Below are 19031 nucleotides of genomic sequence, written 5' to 3'. Positions count from 1 at the left end.
TCGCCGGTCACGACGCCGGACGGTCCGCGCCGGTCCGCGCCCGGCGCGCCGAGCGCACCAGATCGGCGACGCCGATCGCGAGCGCGACCGCCACGAGCGCGACCGTCGCCCGCAGGCCGTGCGCGGCGCCGACGCCCGCGTCGCCCCCGGCCGCACCGGCGAAGTAGAGGCTCCCGACGACCGCGATCCCGGTCGCGGCCCCCAGCCGCTGCCCCGTCTGCAGCACGCCGCCCGCGGCGCCGGCCTGCTCGACCGGCACCTGCGACAGGGTCACGGTCTGGTTGGGCGCGATGACCAGCCCCGAGCCGACGCCCGCGACGAGCAGCGGCGGCGCGATCCACCACCCGATGCCCGGCGACACGCCCCGCACGGCCAGCAGCACGTCGGTCGCGGTGACGCCCACCAGCACGAGCACGAGCCCCGCCACGACGACGTGCCGCCCGCGGCTGCCGACCAGCCGCCCGCCGACGGCCGACGACACCGCCGAGCCGAGCGCGAACGGCGTGATCGCGGCGCCCGCCTCGAGCGGCGAGTAGCCCGCGCCGTTCTGCAGGAACAGCGCGAGGACGAAGAAGATCGCCGTGAACCCCGAGAAGTACGTGAGCGCGAGCAGCGCGCCCGGGCTGAAGCCGGGCCGGCGGAACAGCGAGGGCTGCACCATGGGCGTCCGGCCGCGCGCCGTCACGCGGTGCTCCCACGCCACGAACCCGACGAGCGCGACCACGCCCGCGGCCGCGAGCGCGAGGTCGCCCGGCGCCCAGGCGCGCGACACCGTGGGCCACAGCACGCCGACCACGCCGACGCCCAGCAGCACGGCACCGACCACGTCGAGGTCGGCCACGCCCTCGCGTCGCGCGGGCGGGTCGAGGTACCGCAGCGCGAGGACGACCGCGAGCACCGCGACCGGCAGGTTGACGAGGAACACCCACCGCCAGCCCTGCTCGGGCCCGGCGACGGCGAGGATCACGCCCCCGAGCAGCGGCCCGACGGCGGTCGAGATGCCGATCGTCGTGCCGAGCCGCCCGAACGCGCGCCCGCGCTCGGCGCCGCGGAACAGCTGCTGGATGAGCCCGGACACCTGCGGGTTGACGATGCCGCCGCCCACGCCCTGCACGAGCCGCGCGATTACCAGCCACGTGCCGTCCTGCGCGGTGCCGGCCAGCAGGCTGCCGAGCGCGAACACCGCGATCCCGGCGATGAGCACGTCGCGCCGCCCGAACGCGTCGCCGAGCCGGCCCGCGCCGACGAGCACGAGCCCGAACGCCAGCGCGTACCCCGACACGACCCACTGCAGCGCGGCCTCGGACGCACCGAGCGCGTCACGGACCGACGGCAGCGCGACGTTGACGATGCTCACGTCGAGCAGGGTCATGAACCCCACCGCGAGGCACACGGACAGCGCGCGCCACCGGCGCGGGTCGGGCTGGTACGTGTCGTCGGCGCTCACGTCGGCGAATCTACGGGCGCGGGCGCGCGTCGGCGCGTCGGCCCGGGCGGCGACGCCGGCGCCGTCGTGCGCGGGCCTCAGCGCGCGGCGCCGGGCGCGCCGTCGCCCGCGAGCGCGTCCTTCCAGCCCTGCGCGTAGGCCTCGGCCGAGCCCTGGTGGAACATGTCGTCGGGCCCGGTCCGCACCAGGACGCGCGCCCCCGGCCCGTCGTCGTCGGTCACGAGGTGCCCGACGCCGCGCACGACCGCGACGGGGCGCCCGGACGCCTTGCCCTTCACGAGCTCGGCCGCGCTCGCGACCTCGTCGGCCACGGCCGCCACGGTCATGGTGAGCGCGCGCCCGAACGTGTCGACCTGCCCGCGCAGGTCGTCGAGCACCTGCACGCCGGCCGCGCCGATCGTGAGGTCGGTGACGCCCTGCCGCCAGGGCCGGCCCGCGGTGTCGGTCACGAGCACGCCGACGCGCACGCCGAACGCCGCCCGCAGCCCCGCGCGCAGCGCGCGGGCCGACGCGTCGGGGTCGACGGGCAGCAGCAGCACGGTGCCCTCGGGCGTGTTGGACGCGTCGACGCCCGCGGCGGCCATGACGAGGCCGAGCCGGTTCTCGACGATGCGCGTCACGCCGCCGGGGTGCTCGCGCGTCGCGACGACGCGCACGGTCTCGTCGGTGATGGCCTGCTCGCGGTCGTCGGCGGCGACCACGCGGCCCTCCGCCTTGGAGACGACCTTGCTGGTGACGACCACGACGTCGCCGTCCACGAGCGCGCGCGACGGCTCGGGGTCGGCGCGCAGGGCGGCGACGACGAGCGCGACGAGGTCGTCGCCCGGGACGACCTCGGGGAGGCCGTCGGGCGCCCAGGCGCGCAGCTCGTGCGCGGTCACCGGCTCAGCTTCGGCAGCACGTCGCGACCGAAGACCTCGATCCACTCGCGCTGGTTGCGGCCGACGTTGTGCAGGTAGATGCGGTCGAACCCGAGGTCGACGTACTTCTGGATCTCGGCGCGGTGCACGTCGGGGTCGGACGAGATGACCATGCGGCCCTCGAAGTCCTCGGGGCGCACGAGCTTGGCCATCTGCTCGAAGTCGAACGGCGAGCGGATGTCGGCCTTGGGGAACTTCATGCCGCCGTTGGGCCACTCGTGCATCGCGTTCGCGAGCGCCTCCTCGTCGGTCGGCGCCCACGACAGGTGCAGCTGCAGGACCTTAGGCATCGCGTCGGGGTCCTTGCCCGCCTCGCGCGCGCCCTCGGCGAACTTGCCGAACAGGCCGGTGATCTTCTCGAGCGGTGCGCCGACCGTGATGATGCCGTCGGCGTGGCGGCCCGTGCGCTTGGCGGTCACGGGCCCGGCGGTCGCGACGAGGATCTCGGGCGCGACCTCCGGCATGGTCCACAGGCGCGTCGACTCGAGCTTGTAGAACGGCCCGGCGTGCTTGACGTCCTTGCCCGCGAGCGACGCCGAGAACAGCTTCTTGATGATGTCGATGGCCTCGAACATGCGGTTGATGCGCTCGGGCGCCTCGGGCCAGTACCCGGCCACGACGTGCTCGTTGAGCGCCTCGCCCGAGCCGAGGCCCAGCCAGTGCCGCCCGGGGTACATCGCGGCGAGCGTCGCGGACGCCTGCGCGACCATCGCCGGGTGCCACCGGAACGTGGGCGCGGTGACGCCCGGGCCCAGGTCGCCCGTGGTGCGCTCGCCGACGGCGGTCAGCACGTTCCACACGAACGACGACTGGCCCTGCGCGGGCACCCACGGCGCGAAGTGGTCGGCGGCCATCACGCCCGAGAACCCGTGCTGCTCGGCGTACGCCGAGAGCTCGACCGCCTCGCGGGGGTGGAACTGCTCCAGCATCGCCGCGTACCCGACCGTCAGACCTGCCACGTCGTGCGCCTCCATGCCGTTCGTCGTCGTTCTCGCCGCGCGTGCGGGGTCGCCCGCTGCCGCCCCGTCGAGCCTAGTCCGGTGCACGCGGACGGCAGTCCGGGCGGGGCGGTCGGCGGGTGCTGCGCTCCGGCGCGAGCCGTCCGGCCCGCGTCGCTCCGGCCCGCGTGGACGGGGCGCGTCGTCACCGCTCGACGAGGGCCGGCCGCCGCGGGTCGTCGACGCGCACGACGACGTCGGCGACGTCCTGCGGCGCGACCTCCTGCTCGTAGCGCGCGAACGCGGGCAGCTGCCACGCGTCGTCGCCGAGGCGGCGCGCGAGCGTCGCGGGCCGGGCCGTGAGGTGCACGGTCAGGTCGGCGTCGAGCCACCGGCCCAGCAGCAGCTCGCCGTCGACGAGCAGCACGGCACCCTCGGGCGCGCGCTGCCGGTCGGCGCGCGTCGCGCGGTCGCGCGCGGCGTCCCACAGCGACGGCAGCCACGTGCCGTCGACGGCGAACGGGTCGAGCACCTCGCGCGCGAGCGCCCCCGCGTCGAGCCGGTCCTCGAGGTACGCGTCGGGGTCGCGGCGGCCGTGCTCGTACCGCAGCGACGCGGGCCGCAGGAAGTCGTCGGCGTGCACGCGCACGACGGCACGCCCGGCCGCGCGCAGGGGGTCGACGAGCGCGTCGGCGAGGCCGGCGGGCCGCAGGGGCGCGGCGCCGTCGACGAGCACGCGCCGTCGCCCCGGCACCGCGACGACCGCGTCGAGGACGTGCCGGACCACCGCGTCGGGGCTGAGGGGTCGCACGCGCACGGCGCCCACCCCATCACGCTGCGGCCCGCCCCGCGTGGCGTCGGCGCCGGGCCGGGCGCGTGCGCGACGGCGGGTGACGATCTGGGAAGATGTGTGCTCATGAGCGACCTGACCTCCCGTCCCGACGTCCCGACGGCCGCACGCGACGCCCGCCAGGTACCGGACAAGGTCACGGTCGACGGTCTCGAGGACCGCTGGTCGGGCGCCTGGAGCGAGGCCGGCACGTACGCGTTCGACCGCACGGCGACGCGCGAGCAGGTGTACTCGATCGACACACCGCCGCCCACGGTGTCCGGCTCGCTGCACGTCGGCCACGTGTTCTCCTACACGCACACCGACGTCGTGGCGCGGTTCTGGCGCATGCGCGGCCGCGAGGTGTTCTACCCGATGGGCTGGGACGACAACGGCCTGCCCACCGAGCGCCGCGTGCAGAACTACTACGGCGTGCGCTGCGACCCGTCGCTGCCGTACGTCGAGGGCTTCGAGCCGCCGCACGAGGGCACCGACGGCAAGGCCGTCAAGCCGGGCGACCAGGTCCCGGTGTCGCGGCGCAACTTCATCGAGCTGTGCGAGCGGCTGTCGGCGCAGGACGAGCTGCAGTTCGAGGCGCTGTGGCGCCGGCTCGGCCTGTCGGTCGACTGGTCGATGACCTACCAGACCATCGGTGCGACGGCCCGCGCCGTCTCGCAGCGCGCGTTCCTGCGCAACCTCGAGCGCGGCGAGGCGTACCAGGCCGAGGCTCCGGGCCTGTGGGACGTGACGTTCCAGACGGCGGTCGCGCAGGCCGAGCTCGAGGCGCGCGACTACCCCGGCGCGTTCCACAAGGTCGCGTTCCACCGCCCCGACGGCGAGGCCGTCGTCATCGAGACGACACGCCCCGAGCTGCTGCCCGCGTGCGTCGCGCTCATCGCGCACCCCGACGACGAGCGCTACCGGCACCTGTTCGGCACGACCGTGGTGTCGCCGCTGTTCGGCGTCGAGGTGCCCGTGCTGGCGCACCCCGCGGCCGAGCCCGACAAGGGCGCGGGCATCGCGATGTGCTGCACGTTCGGCGACCTCACCGACGTGCAGTGGTGGCGCGAGCTGCGCCTGCCGACGCGCTCGGTGGTGGGCCGCGACGGCCGCGTGCTGCGCGAGACGCCGGACTGGATCACGTCGGAGGCGGGCCGCGCGACGTACGGCGAGCTCGCGGGCAAGACGACGTTCAGCGCGCGCGAGGCGGTCGTCGCGGGGCTGCGCGAGTCCGGCGACCTGCTGGGCGAGCCGGTCGCGACGCAGCGCAAGGCGAACTTCTACGAGAAGGGCGACAAGCCCCTCGAGATCGTCACGAGCCGGCAGTGGTACCTGCGCAACGGCGGCCGCGACGAGGAGCTGCGCGACGCGCTGCTCGCGCGCGGCGGCGAGCTCGCGTTCCACCCGGACTTCATGCGCGTGCGCTACGACAACTGGGTCGGCGGCCTCAACGGCGACTGGCTCGTGTCGCGGCAGCGGTTCTTCGGCGTGCCGTTCCCGGTCTGGTACCCGCTCGACGAGCAGGGCGAGCCGCGCTACGACGCCCCGATCGTGCCCGACGAGGCCGCGCTGCCGGTCGACCCGACGAGCGACGTGCCCCCGGGCTACACCGAGGCGCAGCGCGGGCAGGCCGGCGGGTTCGTCGCCGACCCCGACGTCATGGACACGTGGGCGACGTCGTCGCTGACGCCGCAGATCGTGTGCGGCTGGCTCGACGACCCCGACCTGTTCGCCCGCACGTTCCCGATGGACCTGCGCCCGCAGGGCCAGGACATCATCCGCACGTGGCTGTTCTCGACGGTCGTGCGCGCGCACCTCGAGAACGGGTCGCTGCCGTGGTCGCACGCCGCGATCAGCGGCTGGATCCTCGACCCGGACCGCAAGAAGATGAGCAAGTCCAAGGGCAACGTCGTCACGCCCATGGGTCTGCTCGAGGAGCACGGCTCGGACGCGGTGCGCTACTGGGCGGCGAGCGCGCGTCTCGGCACCGACGCGGCGTTCGAGGTCGGGCAGATGAAGATCGGCCGCCGCCTGGCCATCAAGATCCTCAACGCGAGCAAGTTCGTGCTGTCGTTCGGGCCGGCCGACGAGCCGGTGCCGCTCAACGCGTCGCTCGTGACGCAGCCGTTGGACCGCGCGATGCTCGCGGGACTGGCGGACGTCGTGGACCAGGCGACCGCGGCGCTGGAGGCGTACGACCACACGCGGGCGCTCGAGCTGTCGGAGACGTTCTTCTGGACGTTCTGCGACGACTACCTCGAGCTCGTCAAGGACCGCGCGTACGGCGCGGGCGCCGCGGCGGCGGACGTGACGGAGGCCACGGCCTCGGCGCGGGCCGCGCTGGGGCTCGCGCTCGACACGCTGCTGCGGCTGTTCGCACCGGTGCTGCCGTTCGCGACCGAGGAGGTCTGGTCGTGGTGGCGCGAGGGCACGGTGCACCGCGCGCCGTGGCCGACGAGCGACGCGCTGCGTGCCGCCGCGGGCGGCACGGACCCGGGCCTGGTGGCCGGCGCGGGTGCCGCGCTGGCGGCGCTGCGCAAGGTGAAGTCCGAGGCCAAGGTCTCGATGCGCACGCCCGTGGAGCACGCGGTGCTCGACGTGCCGGCCGCGCTGCGCGCGGGTGTCGAGGCCGCGATCGACGACGTCCGCAACGCGGGCCGCGCGACCGGGACGCTCGAGATCGTGACCGGCGAGGGCGAGACCGTCGTCGCACGGGACGCGCGCCTGGGCGAGGCCGTCGCGCGCTGACCGTCGCCGTCGGGTGCGCACCGAGGCGGTGCGCACCCGACGGGACGGAGGTCCCTGGCGACCCCAGCGCGAATAGGGATGATGAGTGCCGTATAGTTATGCGCGCTCTGCCCCGCCAGGAAGGACCACCATGCGTCACACCCTCCCCGTCGGCGCGCTCGCCGCGGCCGCCCTGCTCGCCCTGTCCGCCTGCGCGTCCGACACCGGCTCGAGCCCGTCGGGCGAGGCGTCCGGCGGCTCCGAGATCGCGCTCGTCAAGGACGGCGTGCTCACCGTCTGCTCGAACCCGCCGTTCGAGCCGTTCGAGTTCGAGGACGCCAGCGGCGAGATCGTCGGCCTCGACATCGACCTCAACCGCGAGGTCGCGAAGGACCTCGGCGTCGACGTCCAGGTCGTCGCCACGCCGTTCGACACGATCCAGTCCGGCGCCGCGCTCAACACCGGCGCGTGCGACGTCGTCGCCTCGGGCATCACCATCACCGACGACCGCAAGGAGAAGTTCGACTTCTCCGAGCCGTACTTCGACGCCGACCAGGGCCTGCTCGTGCCGGCCGGGTCGGACCTCCAGGACGTCGCGGACCTCGCCGGCAAGAAGGTCGCCGTGCAGATGGCCACGACCGGTGAGAAGTGGGCGCAGGAGAACGACCTGACCACCGTGCAGTTCGAGGACCTCGGCCTGCAGATCCAGGCGCTCGAGACCGGCCAGGTCGACGCGGTCGTCAACGACATCGCCGTGCTCGGCGCCTACACGTCCGAGGGCTACGAGGTCGCGAACACGTTCCCGACCGGCGAGCAGTACGGCCTGGGCGTCAAGAAGGGCAACACCGCGCTGCTCGACGCCGTGAACGCGACGCTCGACCGCATCCACGAGGACGGCACGTACGACGCGATCTACACCGAGCGCGTCGGCACGGCACCCGTCAGCAAGTGACGTCCGGTGCGGGGTCGGCCCCGGCCGACCCCGCACCCCGTCCCGCCCCGCGCCCCCACCGGAGCCCGCATGACCACCGCACCGCAGACCCTGCAGATGCCGCCCGGCCGTCGCCGCACGAGCCCGCGCACGCGCGCGCGCCTCACGCGCGCCGTCCAGTACGTCGTGCTCGCCGCGGCGCTGCTCGCGGTCGCGTTCCTCACCGACTGGTCGAAGGTCGGCGAGCAGCTCTTCGACCCGACCGTGGCGGCCGACCTCGCGTCGCGCATGCCGCGCGGGCTGTGGAACACGGTGCGCTACACGCTCGGCGCGTTCGCGGTCGGGCTGCCGCTCGGCGCGGTGCTCGCGCTCATGAAGCTGTCGTCGGTCGCGCCCTACCGCTGGATCGCGACCGCGTACATCGAGTTCTTCCGCGGCATCCCCGCGCTGCTCGTCGTGCTGTCGGTCGGCTTCGCGGTGCCGATCGCGTTCGGCGTCAACATCCCCTCGATGCTCGCGAAGGCGTCCATCGCGCTGGGGGTCGTCTCGGCCGCGTACATCGCCGAGACGCTGCGCGCCGGCATCGAGGCCGTGCCGAAGGGCCAGGTCGAGGCGGCACGCTCGCTCGGCATGTCGCACGGCCGCACGCTCGCGCAGGTCGTGGTGCCGCAGGCGTTCCGCATCGTGCTGCCGCCGATGACCAACGAGATCATCCTGCTCACCAAGGACACGTCGCTCGTCTTCCTGCTCGGCATGCTCGTCACCGAGTACGACCTCACCAAGATCGGCCGCGACGCGCTGAACTCCGCGCAGGGCGGCCTCACCGCGCTGTTCGTCGCCGGCGCCTGCTACCTGCTCATCACCCTGCCGCTCGGCCAGCTCACGCGCTGGCTCGAGCGCCGGACCTCGACGAAGGGACGCGGCAAGTGAGCGCGACCTCCCCCGCCCCGACCGTCGTCTCCGTCACCGGGCTCCGCAAGTCCTTCGGCGAGCGCGAGGTGCTGCGCGGCATCGACCTCGACGTCGCCGCCGGCGAGGTCGTGTGCGTCATCGGCCCGTCGGGCTCGGGCAAGTCCACGCTGCTGCGGTGCGTCAACCTGCTGGAGCAGCCGACGTCGGGCCGCATCGACCTGCTCGGCGTCGAGGTCACCGACCCCGACGTCGACATCGACCGCGTGCGCACGCACGTCGGCATGGTGTTCCAGCAGTTCAACCTGTTCGCGCACCGCACGGTGCTCGACAACTGCACGATCGCGCAGCGCGGCGTGCTGCGCCGCTCGCGTGCCGAGGCCGAGCGCGTCGCGCTCGCGAACCTCGAGCGCGTCGGCCTCGCCGACCGGGCGCAGGCCATGCCCGCGCAGCTCTCGGGCGGTCAGCAGCAGCGCGTCGCGATCGCGCGCGCGCTGTCGATGGACCCGATGCTCATGCTGTTCGACGAGCCGACCTCGGCGCTCGACCCCGAGCTCGTCGGCGACGTGCTCGGCGTCATGCGCGACCTCGCGGACGCCGGCATGACGATGATCGTCGTGACGCACGAGATGGCCTTCGCGCGCGAGGTCGGCGACCGCGTCGTGTTCATGGACGACGGCGTCGTGGTCGAGTCCGGCCCGGCCGACCGGGTGATCGGTGCGCCGACCGAGGAGCGCACGCGCGCGTTCCTGCAGCGCGTGCTCGACCCCACGCACCAGCACCCGGGGGCGTGAGGTCCTCTCAGGGCCCGCGACGCGGGCACTAGGGTCGTCCCGTCCCCCGCCTCCAGGAGTTCCGCGCATGCCCGAGTCCACCTCGCCCACCCTCGCCACGCCGATGCCCGACGCGTCGATCTGCACGATGCTCGCGGACCGGCTCGCGCGCGACCCCGACGGCGTGTTCGTCGAGCGGCAGACCGCGCTCGGCGGCGCGTGGCAGCAGGTCACGGTCGCGTCGTTCGTCGCCGAGGTGCGTGCGGTCGCCAAGGGCCTGGTCGCCGCGGGCGTCGAGCCCGGCGACCGCGTCGGCATCATGTCGCGCACGCGGTACGAGTGGACGCTCGTCGACTTCGCGGTGTGGGCCGCGGGCGCCGTGGGCGTGCCGGTCTACGAGACGTCGTCGGCCGAGCAGGTGCGGTGGATCGCGTCCGACGCCGGCATCCGGCTCGCGGTCGTCGAGACCGCGGCGCACGCGGCCGTCGTCGCGCAGGTCCGCGACGACCTGCCCGGCCTGACCGAGGTGCTCGTCCTCGACGAGGACGCGATCGGCACGCTCGTGACGCGCGGCGCCGACGTCGCTGACGTCGAGATCGACCGCCGCAGCACGCACGCGCGCGGCGCCGACCTCGCGACGATCATCTACACGTCCGGCACCACGGGCCGCCCCAAGGGCGTCGAGCTCACGCACGGCAACTTCGTCGAGCTGACCCGCAACGGCGTCGAGGGCCTCGGGGAGATCTGCGCGCAGCCGCACTCGCGCACGCTGCTGTTCATGCCGCTCGCGCACGTGTTCGCGCGGTTCATCCAGGTGCTGTGCGTGCCGTCGGGCGCCGTGCTGGGCCACACGCCCGACACGCGCAACCTGCTGCCCGACCTCGCGTCGTTCCGGCCGACGTTCGTGCTGGCCGTGCCGCGCGTGTTCGAGAAGGTCTACAACTCGGCCGAGCAGAAGGCCGGGGCGGGCGCGAAGCTCAAGCTGTTCCGCTGGGCGGCCAAGGTCGCGATCCAGTACTCGCGCGCGCTCGACACGCCCGCGGGCCCCTCGGCGGGGCTCACCGCGCAGCACCGCGTCGCGGGCCGGCTCGTGCACGCCAAGCTGCGCGCGGCGCTGGGCGGCCGCGCCGAGTTCGCGATCTCGGGCGGTGCGCCGCTCGGCGAGCGGCTGGGGCACTTCTACCGCGGCATCGGCGTGCGCATCCTCGAGGGCTACGGCCTCACCGAGACCACCGCGCCGACGTCGGTCAACCGCCCCGGCCTGACGAAGGTCGGGACGGTCGGTCCGCCGTTCCCCGGCACGTCGCTGCGCGTCGACGACGAGGGCCAGATCTGGGTCAAGGGCCCGCACGTGTTCCGCGGCTACCGTCACATGCCGGAGGAGACGGCCGAGGTGCTGGTCGACGGCTGGTTCCGCACGGGCGACCTCGGCACGCTCGACGACGACGGCTACCTGCGCATCACGGGGCGCAGCAAGGAGATCATCGTCACCGCGGGCGGCAAGAACGTGGCCCCCGCGGTGCTCGAGGACCGGCTGCGCGGGCACCCCCTGGTCAGCCAGGTCGTCGCGGTGGGCGACCAGCGCCCGTTCATCGGCGCGCTCGTCACGCTCGACGCCGAGATGCTGCCCGGGTGGCTGTCGATGCACGGGCTGCCCGCGATGGACGTCACGACGGCGTCGACGCACCCGCAGGTGCTCGAGGCGCTCGACCGGGCCGTCGAGCGCGCCAACGAGGCAGTCTCGCGCGCCGAGTCGATCCGCAAGATCCGCGTGCTCACGACCGACTTCACCGAGGCCAACGGCTACCTCACGCCGTCGCTCAAGGTGAAGCGCGCCGCGGTGCTCAAGGACTTCGCACCCGTGATCGACGAGCTGTACGTCGACACGCGCCCCGGGCACGGCGACTGAGCGCGGTCGTGCCGGACACCGTCGTCCCCGACCCGAGGCCCACGCACGAGTCGCTCACGCCGCCCACCGGCGTGCGCGACGCGCGCTTCCGCCCCGCCGACGGCGCGAGCGACGCGCCCGAGCAGCGCCTCGAGGGCACGTGGCGCTTCCGCCTGAGCCCCACCGCGGGCACCGGGCTCGACCCCGCCGACGACGGCGCCGGACCCGGCTGGGCCGACCTCGAGGTGCCGGGTCACTGGCAGCTCGCTGAGGCCCCCGACGCGTGGCCGTACGGGCGGCCGGCGTACACCAACGTGCTGTACCCGATCCCCGTCGACCCGCCGCGCGTGCCGCACGAGAACCCCACGGGCGAGTACCGCCGCACGGTCGACGTCCCGGCGGCGTGGCTCGCGGGCGGGCGGGTCGTGCTGCGGTTCGAGGGCGTCGACTCGTGGTTCGAGGTCGCGGTCAACGGTCGCGTGCTCGCGCAGTCGCACGGCTCGCGCCTGCCCACCGAGGTCGACGTGACGGACGCCGTGCACGCCGGGCCGAACCTGCTCGCGGTGCGCGTGACGCAGTGGTCGGCGCACACGTACGTCGAGGACCAGGACCAGTGGTGGCTCTCGGGCATCTTCCGTGACGTGACGCTCGCGCACCGCCCCGCGGGCGGCGTCGAGCACGTGACGCTGCGCGCCGACTACGACCACGTGACCGGCACGGGCACGCTGCGCGTCGACGTCGAGGGCGGCTCGGACGCGCGCGTCCGCGTCCCCGAGCTGGGCCTCGAGGTCGCGGCGGGGGCGACGGTCGACGTGGGCGTGGTCGAGCCGTGGAGCGCCGAGCACCCGCGCCTGTACGACGTCGTCGTGTCCACCGGCGGCGAGACGGTCACGCTGCGCGCGGGCTTCCGCACGGTCGCGGTCGCGGACGGCGTGCTCACCGTCAACGGCGCGCCCGTGAAGCTCTACGGCGTCAACCGGCACGAGTTCGAGCCGACGCGCGGGCGCGCGGTCACGCGCGCGACCATGCTCGAGGACGTGCTGCTCATGAAGCGGCACCACGTCAACGCGGTCCGCACGAGCCACGCGCCGCCCCACCCGCACTTCCTCGACCTGTGCGACGAGCACGGGCTGTACGTGGTCGACGAGAACGACCTCGAGACCCACGGCTTCGAGGTGCTCGGCTGGCGCGGCAACCCCACCGACGACCCCGCGTGGGAGCCGCTGCTGGTCGACCGCGTGCAGCGCATGGTGCGGCGCGACGCCCACCACGCGAGCGTGGTGATGTGGTCGCTCGGCAACGAGGCCGGCGCGGGCGTCAACGTCGCGGCCATGGCCGCCGCCGTCCGCGCGCTCGACCCCACCCGACCGGTGCACTACGAGGGCGACTGGTCCAGCGCGCACGTCGACGTGTACTCGCGCATGTACGCGGCGACCGAGGAGGTCGCGCTGATCGGGCGTGGCGACGAGCCGGCGTGGCCCGACGCGGCGGCCGACGCCCGGCGGCGCACGCTGCCGTTCGTGCTGTGCGAGTACGCGCACGCGATGGGCAACGGCCCCGGCGGGCTCACCGAGTACGTCGACCTGGTCGACGCGCACCCGCGGGTCCTGGGCGCGTTCGTGTGGGAGTGGATCGACCACGGGATCGCGACCCGGACGCCCGACGGCACGCCGTTCCACGCGTACGGCGGCGACTTCGGCGAGGAGCTGCACGACGGCACGTTCATCGCCGACGGGCTCCTGCTGCCCGACCGCACGCCCTCGCCCGGTCTCGTGGAGCTCGCGGCGGTCTACGCGCCCGTCGGCGTCCGACCGGTGCCGGGCCGGCCGGGAGTGCTGCTCGTCCGCAACCGGTACGCGTTCACCAGCACCGCGCACGCGCGGCTCGTGTGGGAGGTCGTCGCGGACGGCGAGGTCGTCGCGACCGGCGAGGTCGGGACGGTCCTCACGCCCGGCGGTGCGGTCGAGGTGCGCGTCGACGACGTCGCGCCCGACGTGCTGCCGGGCCTGTCCCCCGCCGCGACCGCGTGGTTCGTGGTGCGCGCGGTGCCGCGCGACGGGCGGGACGTGGCCGCCGGGCACCTCGGTGCGGGCCACGTGCTGCTGCGTCGGGGCGCTGCGCCCGCGACGACCGGCACGGGGGCCACGACCGCCACCGCGACCGCCGCAGGCGGCCACCGCGTCGGGCCCGTCGAGCTCGACGCCGCCGGGCGCGTCGTGCGGCTCGGCGGCACGCGGGTGCGGCTGGCGCGCGTCGACGCGTGGCGCGCCCCCACCGACAACGACCGCGCCCGGGCGTGGACCGCCGAACTGGGCGACGGCGACGCCTGGGAGCGCGCCGGGCTGACGCGCCTGCACGAGCGGCTCGACACGGTCGGGCGCGACGGCGACGCGCTCGTCGTCACCGGTCGCACCGCGGGAGCGGCGACGGACTGCGCGCTGCGCGTCCGCTACGAGTGGCGCGCGGTCGACGACCGCACGGTCGACCTCACGCTGCACATCGCACCCGAGGGACGTTGGCCCGGGTCGGTCGCGCGGCTCGGGTGGCTGCTGGCGCTCGAGCAGCCCGGCGCGGGCGACGTCGTCGTCGACTGGACGGGCCTCGGCCCGCACGAGTCGTACGCCGACTCGGCGCGCGCGGCACTTCCCGGCCGCTGGCGGCACACCGTGGACGCGCTCGGCACGCGGTACACGCACCCGCAGGAGTACGGCGCGCGCCGCGGCGTCACGCACGCCCGGCTCGACCTGGCGGCGGGCCCCCTGACCGTCACCGCGCTCGACGTCCGGCACGGCACGCACACCGCGCCCGGCGTCGAGCTCACGGCCCGCCCGTGGTCCGACACGGCGCTCACCGCGGCGGCGCACCCGCACGAGCTCGCGCCCGACGGTCTGCTGTGGCTGCACCTCGACGCCGCGCAGCACGGCCTCGGGTCTGCCGCGTGCGGACCGGGCGTGCTGCCCGACGCGGTCCTGCACCCGGCCACGGCGACGCTGCACCTGCGCCTGCACTCCTGACGGTCACGGCCGCACCCCCGGGTGCGGCCGTGACCGTCCGCGTCAGGACCGGGGCCGCGTCACGGCACGTTGTGCACGCGCGCCGCGTCGCCCGACTGCGACAGCACCGACTCGCGCGGCGTCGAGCCGTCGCTCCACCGCAGCACCGCCCCGACACCGTCGGCCAGCTCGACGCCGCCCTCGGGCGCGAACGTGAGTCCCGCGTCCTGGCCCACCGCGGCCCGCACGAGCGCCACCGCTGCGGGCATGCGCCGCGGCTCGCCCGTCGCACCGATCGTGTCGAGGTCGTCGCGCGACGTCGCGAGCTCGAGCGGACCGTCGCCGACCCACACCTCGTGCTCGTCGAGCGCCCACGACGCCCCCGGTGCGGGCTCCCCCAGCACGAGCTCGGCGACCTGGCCGCGCTGCAGCACCGCGACGACGTCGGCGAGCGACGTCACCGCCTCCTCGCCGCGCCCCAGCTCCTCCCGGAACCGGGCGAGCACCTGCTCCCGCCGGCGCTCGCAGTGCTCGGCGAGCGCCTGCTGGACGCGCTCGTCGAACGCCGCCCGGTTGACGCCCTCGGCCCGGGACCCGCCGGGCACCTCGACCAGCAGGTCGCGGACCGCCTGGCCCACGGCGTCCTTGACGAGCGCGACGGCGCGCACGTCCCCCGTCAGCAGCACCAGCTCGGGACGCCGCTCGGCCACCTGCCGGTCGAGGTCGGCCGCGACGGTCTCGGCGTTGCGCTCCCAGGAGTCCTCGACGCGCGCCTGCATGCGCCGATGCGACAGGCCGCCCTCGCGCACCTTGTGCAGCACGTCGTGGTCGCCCTCGACGCCCTCCTCGTCGACCGCGCGACGTCCCGTGCCGTCCGACCACGTGAGGTCGGCGCCCTGCCGGTCCACCTCGACCAGCAGGTACGACGTCGACTCGTCGGCCGCGCGCGCCGCGGGCAGCAGCACCGGCACGGGACCGCACGTCGCGCTCGACTGCGCCGGGGGCTCGGTCAGGACGCGATCGAGCACGACGCCCTCGGCGTCGGCGACCACGACCCGCCCGTGCGGGCCCGGCACGCCGGTCGGGCGGCGCAGCAGGTCGTCGAGCTCGTCCAGCACGGCCGCGGGCGCGCCGTCGCGCTCGAGCTGACGGCGCAGCGCCTTCCAGCGCGCCTGCACGTCAGCCGCTCCGGTCGCGTCGTCACGGGTGGCGTCCAGGTAGACGGTGGTGAAGGGCGCCGGACGGCCGAGCAGCGGCTTGATCCAGTGCAGGTGCATGAGCAGGTCTCCTCGCGCGTCGTGGGTCCCACGGTCGCGCACGGCACGACCCGGGCTGACCGTCCCACCATCGGACATCGCGCGCCCGGGCGCCACCCCGGTTCCTGCCGCGTCCGGACGAGCGTCCGTCAGGAGCGCTGCGCGTGGTCCTGCGCGATGGCCTCGTGGTGCCGGATCACCTCGGCGACGACGAAGGAGAGGAACTTCTCGGCGAACACCGGGTCGAGGTCGGCCTCGCGCGCGAGCCGGCGCAGCCGCTCGACCTGCTGGGCCTCGCGCCCCGGGTCCGACGCGGGCAGCCCCAGCTCGGCCTTGAGCACGCCGACGCGCTGCGTCGCCTTGAACCGCTCGGCGAGGATGTGCACGAGCGCCGCGTCGATGTTGTCGATGCTTCCCCGCAGGCGCGCCAGCTCGGCCGGCACCGCGGGACGGTCTGCGGTCACGCGCTCTTCTCGCGCGGCGTGCGCTTGTCCTGAGCGTCGCGCGGCACGAGCGTCGGGTTGACGTTGTCGAGCACGACCTCCCGCGTGATGACGACCCGGGCGACGTCGTCGCGCGACGGCACCTCGAACATCACCTGCTGCAGGACCTCCTCGAGGATGGCGCGCAGTCCGCGCGCGCCGGTGCCGCGCAGCAGGGCCTGCTCGGCGACCGCGGCCACCGCGTCGTCCTCGAACTCCAGCTCGACGCCGTCGATCTGGAACATCCGCTGGTACTGCTTGACCAGCGCGTTGCGCGGCTCGGTGAGGATCCGCACGAGCGCGGCGCGGTCGAGCGGCGACACGGTCGTGATGATCGGCACGCGGCCGATGAACTCGGGGATCAGACCGAACTTCAGCAGGTCCTCGGGCATGACCTCGCCGTACACGTCGACGTCGTCGGCCGAGTGGATCGGCGAGCCGAAGCCGATGCCGCGGCGCCCGGCGCGGGACGTGATGATCTCGTCCAGGCCCGCGAACGCGCCCGCGACGATGAACAGCACGTTCGTCGTGTCGATCTGGATGAACTCCTGGTGCGGGTGCTTGCGCCCGCCCTGTGGCGGCACCGCCGCCGTCGTGCCCTCGAGGATCTTCAGCAGCGCCTGCTGCACGCCCTCGCCGGACACGTCGCGCGTGATCGACGGGTTCTCGCTCTTGCGGGCGATCTTGTCGATCTCGTCGATGTAGATGATGCCCGTCTCGGCCTTCTTGACGTCGTAGTCGGCGGCCTGGATGAGCTTGAGCAGGATGTTCTCGACGTCCTCGCCGACGTAGCCCGCCTCGGTGAGGGCCGTGGCGTCGGCGATCGCGAACGGCACGTTGAGCATCTTCGCGAGGGTCTGGGCGAGGTACGTCTTGCCGCACCCCGTGGGGCCGATCAGCAGGATGTTGGACTTCGCGATCTCCACGGGCTCCTCGCCCGCCGTGGTCCGCGCGCCCTCACCGGCCTGGATCCGCTTGTAGTGGTTGTACACCGCGACCGCGAGCGACCGCTTGGCGCCCTCCTGGCCCACGATGTACTGCTCGAGGAAGTCGAAGATCTCGCGCGGCTTGGGCAGCTCGACCATGCCGACCTCGGTCGCCTCGGCGAGCTCCTCCTCGATGATCTCGTTGCACAGGTCGATGCACTCGTCGCAGATGTACACGCCCGGCCCGGCGATGAGCTTCTTGACCTGCTTCTGGGACTTCCCGCAGAAGGAGCACTTGAGAAGGTCGGCACCGTCCCCGATCCGCGCCATGTGCGTCCCCTTCCCTCGTGTCGCCCTCCGCCGTTCCGGCGGTGCGCCGTCGTCGTGACCTCGCGATCCGCGAGTCACGTCCCCCCATTGCACACCACCGGGGGCCGGGTGTCAGCCGAACTCCGCTGGCGGGTCGCGGCGTGTCGCCCCGAACACGCCGCGACGCACGTCCGGTTCGCACGGATGGCGCAGTCGCGCCGGGTTGCGTCGGCCCCGGTGCCGTCCCGAGCGGACGGGACCGGGGCCGACAGGGTCGGACGTCAGGACGACGGCTGGACGACCGTCGGGTGCACGCCCTTGCGGCTCTCGAGCACCTGGTCGACGATCCCGTACTCCTTGGCCTGCGCCGCGGTGAGGATCTTGTCGCGCTCGATGTCCTGCGCGACCTGCTCGACCGAGCGGCCCGTGTGCTGGGCCAGCGCCTGCTCGAGCCACTCGCGGATGCGGATGAGCTCGTTGGCGTGGATCTCGATGTCGGAGGCCTGCGCGTAGCCGCCGCCCTCCATCGCGGGCTGGTGGATCAGCACGCGCGCGTTCGGCAGCGCCAGGCGCTTGCCGGGCGAGCCGGCCGCGAGCAGCACGGCCGCGGCCGAGGCCGCTTGCCCGAGGCAGACGGTCGCGATGTGCGGCTTGATGTACTGCATCGTGTCGTAGATCGCCGTGAGGGCCGTGAACGAGCCGCCGGGCGAGTTGATGTACAGCGTGATGTCGCGGTCCGGGTCCGTGGACTCGAGCACGAGCAGCTGCGCCATGACGTCGTCCGCGGACGCGTCGTCGACCTGCACGCCGAGGAAGATGATGCGGTCCTCGAACAGCTTGGTGTACGGGTCCTGGCGCTTGAAGCCGTAGGCGGTCCGCTCCTCGAACTGCGGCAGCACGTAGCGGCCGGACGGCGAGGCGGGCGCCGTGCCGCCGGCCAACCGGCCGGCGCGGGCGATGAACTGGGACTCCATGCTCACGAAGGTTCTCCTCGCTGGTTCTGTGCGCGTCGCCGCGGCCGTCAGGCCGCGGTCCCGCCGCCGCCGGCGACCGAGTGGCTGCTGGTGACCACGTGGTCGATGAAGCCGTACTCGAGCGCCTCGGGCGCCGTGAACCAGCGGTCGCGGTCCGAGTCGGCGTTGATCTGCTCGACGGACTTGCCGGTCTGCTCGGCGATCAGCTCGGCCAGCACCTTCTTCATGTGCAGGATCAGCTGAGCGTTGATGCGCACGTCGGTGGCCGTGCCGCCGATGCCGCCCGAGGGCTGGTGCATCATCACGCGGGCGTGGGGCGTCGCGTAGCGCTTGCCCTTGGCGCCCGACGAGAGCAGGAACTGCCCCATCGAGGCGGCCATGCCCATCGCGATGGTCGCGACGTCCGGCTTGATGTACTGCATCGTGTCGTAGATCGCCATGCCGGCGGTGATCGACCCGCCCGGCGAGTTGATGTACAGCCAGATGTCCTTGTCGGGGTCCTCGGCCGCCAGCAGCATCATCTGCGCGCAGATGGCGTTGGCGTTCTCGTCGCGGACCTCCGAGCCGAGCCAGATGATCCGCTCGCGCAGCAGTCGGTTGTAGATGGAATCGTTGAGCCCGAGGCCCGGAGAATCTGCCCGGGCCAGGGCCGGCACCTGCTCGTTCACGAAGGCTCCCTCGTCTGGCTACGTCTGACGCGGCGGCGGGACCCGTCGGGTGCCCCACCGG

Annotated in this window: 15 protein-coding genes; 6 read left to right on the top strand and 9 right to left on the bottom strand. The window is 74.1% G+C overall.

Annotated elements, in window-relative coordinates:
• Positions 1 to 7 precede the first annotated feature (7 nt).
• The 4 genes from GY42_RS02115 to GY42_RS02100 form a co-directional block, all read right to left on the bottom strand.
• A complete protein-coding gene (locus GY42_RS02115) occupies positions 8 to 1528 on the bottom strand; it encodes an MFS transporter (RefSeq protein ID WP_152667205.1) in 1521 nt (506 codons plus the stop codon).
• The gene (locus GY42_RS02110; protein WP_046528056.1) at positions 1525 to 2328 is read right to left on the bottom strand and encodes a coenzyme F420-0:L-glutamate ligase; all 804 of its coding nucleotides are present in this window, start codon (positions 2326 to 2328) and stop codon (positions 1525 to 1527) included. Before GY42_RS02110 ends, GY42_RS02115 begins: the two co-directional genes overlap by 4 nt.
• Positions 2325 to 3341 (bottom strand): TIGR03557 family F420-dependent LLM class oxidoreductase, encoded by a 1017-nt coding sequence (locus GY42_RS02105; protein ID WP_046528055.1) that lies wholly within the window; start codon positions 3339 to 3341, stop codon positions 2325 to 2327. The genes GY42_RS02110 and GY42_RS02105 overlap by 4 nt, the downstream gene beginning before the upstream one ends.
• 169 nt (positions 3342 to 3510) lie before the next feature.
• Positions 3511 to 4122, bottom strand: coding sequence for a uridine kinase (locus tag GY42_RS02100; protein WP_046530441.1), 612 nt, complete (start codon positions 4120 to 4122; stop codon positions 3511 to 3513).
• A gap of 99 nt (positions 4123 to 4221) precedes the next feature.
• Here GY42_RS02100 and valS point away from each other — a divergent pair, with 99 nt between their 5' ends.
• The 6 genes from valS to GY42_RS02070 all read left to right on the top strand — a co-directional run bounded on the left by valS (position 4222) and on the right by GY42_RS02070 (position 14376).
• Positions 4222 to 6882, top strand: a complete 2661-nt coding sequence (gene valS, locus GY42_RS02095; protein WP_046530440.1) for a valine--tRNA ligase — start codon at positions 4222 to 4224, stop codon at positions 6880 to 6882.
• A 130-nt stretch (positions 6883 to 7012) separates the two neighbouring features.
• Positions 7013 to 7813 (top strand): basic amino acid ABC transporter substrate-binding protein, encoded by an 801-nt coding sequence (locus GY42_RS02090; protein ID WP_046528054.1) that lies wholly within the window; start codon positions 7013 to 7015, stop codon positions 7811 to 7813.
• Between the two features lie 69 nt (positions 7814 to 7882).
• Entirely contained in the window at positions 7883 to 8722 is an 840-nt protein-coding gene (locus tag GY42_RS02085; protein ID WP_082131323.1) for an amino acid ABC transporter permease, read from the top strand.
• Positions 8719 to 9495: an amino acid ABC transporter ATP-binding protein gene (locus GY42_RS02080; protein ID WP_046528053.1), complete on the top strand. Its 777-nt coding sequence runs from the start codon at positions 8719 to 8721 to the stop codon at positions 9493 to 9495. The genes GY42_RS02085 and GY42_RS02080 overlap by 4 nt, the downstream gene beginning before the upstream one ends.
• 67 nt (positions 9496 to 9562) lie before the next feature.
• Entirely contained in the window at positions 9563 to 11383 is a 1821-nt protein-coding gene (locus GY42_RS02075) for an AMP-dependent synthetase/ligase (protein WP_046528052.1), read from the top strand.
• A gap of 8 nt (positions 11384 to 11391) precedes the next feature.
• The gene (locus tag GY42_RS02070) at positions 11392 to 14376 is read left to right on the top strand and encodes a glycoside hydrolase family 2 TIM barrel-domain containing protein (RefSeq protein WP_052748172.1); all 2985 of its coding nucleotides are present in this window, start codon (positions 11392 to 11394) and stop codon (positions 14374 to 14376) included.
• Between the two features lie 59 nt (positions 14377 to 14435).
• On the opposite strand, the gene GY42_RS02065 is transcribed toward GY42_RS02070, so the two are convergent.
• From GY42_RS02065 to GY42_RS02045, 5 genes are all read right to left on the bottom strand, one after another.
• The gene (locus GY42_RS02065; RefSeq protein WP_046528051.1) at positions 14436 to 15632 is read right to left on the bottom strand and encodes a baeRF2 domain-containing protein; all 1197 of its coding nucleotides are present in this window, start codon (positions 15630 to 15632) and stop codon (positions 14436 to 14438) included.
• Positions 15633 to 15760: 128 nt separating this feature from the next.
• Entirely contained in the window at positions 15761 to 16075 is a 315-nt protein-coding gene (locus GY42_RS02060) for a chorismate mutase (RefSeq protein WP_046528050.1), read from the bottom strand.
• A complete protein-coding gene (gene clpX, locus GY42_RS02055; protein ID WP_046528049.1) occupies positions 16072 to 17349 on the bottom strand; it encodes an ATP-dependent Clp protease ATP-binding subunit ClpX in 1278 nt (425 codons plus the stop codon). Before clpX ends, GY42_RS02060 begins: the two co-directional genes overlap by 4 nt.
• A 260-nt stretch (positions 17350 to 17609) precedes the next feature.
• On the bottom strand, positions 17610 to 18308 hold the full coding sequence (locus tag GY42_RS02050; RefSeq protein WP_046528048.1) for an ATP-dependent Clp protease proteolytic subunit: 699 nt from the start codon (positions 18306 to 18308) through the stop codon (positions 17610 to 17612).
• 41 nt (positions 18309 to 18349) lie between these two features.
• Positions 18350 to 18970, bottom strand: coding sequence for an ATP-dependent Clp protease proteolytic subunit (locus tag GY42_RS02045; RefSeq protein WP_046528047.1), 621 nt, complete (start codon positions 18968 to 18970; stop codon positions 18350 to 18352).
• Positions 18971 to 19031 lie beyond the last annotated feature (61 nt).

The organism is Cellulomonas sp. FA1 (genome assembly GCF_000986825.1).
Classification (GTDB): Bacteria; Actinomycetota; Actinomycetes; order Actinomycetales; family Cellulomonadaceae; genus Cellulomonas; species Cellulomonas iranensis.
The sequence above is the reverse complement of the archived record's forward strand: the minus strand, read 5'-3'. Positions and strand labels throughout refer to the sequence as shown.

Excerpts from the sequence above, each read along its gene's own strand:
- GY42_RS02105 (WP_046528055.1), bottom strand. The coding sequence starts at position 3,341 with ATGGAGGCGCACGACGTGGCAGGTCTGACGGTCGGGTACGCGGCGATG.
- GY42_RS02085 (WP_082131323.1), top strand. The coding sequence starts at position 7,883 with ATGACCACCGCACCGCAGACCCTGCAGATGCCGCCCGGCCGTCGCCGC.
- GY42_RS02065 (WP_046528051.1), bottom strand. The coding sequence starts at position 15,632 with ATGCACCTGCACTGGATCAAGCCGCTGCTCGGCCGTCCGGCGCCCTTC.
- GY42_RS02090 (WP_046528054.1), top strand. The coding sequence starts at position 7,013 with ATGCGTCACACCCTCCCCGTCGGCGCGCTCGCCGCGGCCGCCCTGCTC.
- clpX (WP_046528049.1), bottom strand. The coding sequence starts at position 17,349 with ATGGCGCGGATCGGGGACGGTGCCGACCTTCTCAAGTGCTCCTTCTGC.
- GY42_RS02075 (WP_046528052.1), top strand. The coding sequence starts at position 9,563 with ATGCCCGAGTCCACCTCGCCCACCCTCGCCACGCCGATGCCCGACGCG.
- valS (WP_046530440.1), top strand. The coding sequence starts at position 4,222 with ATGAGCGACCTGACCTCCCGTCCCGACGTCCCGACGGCCGCACGCGAC.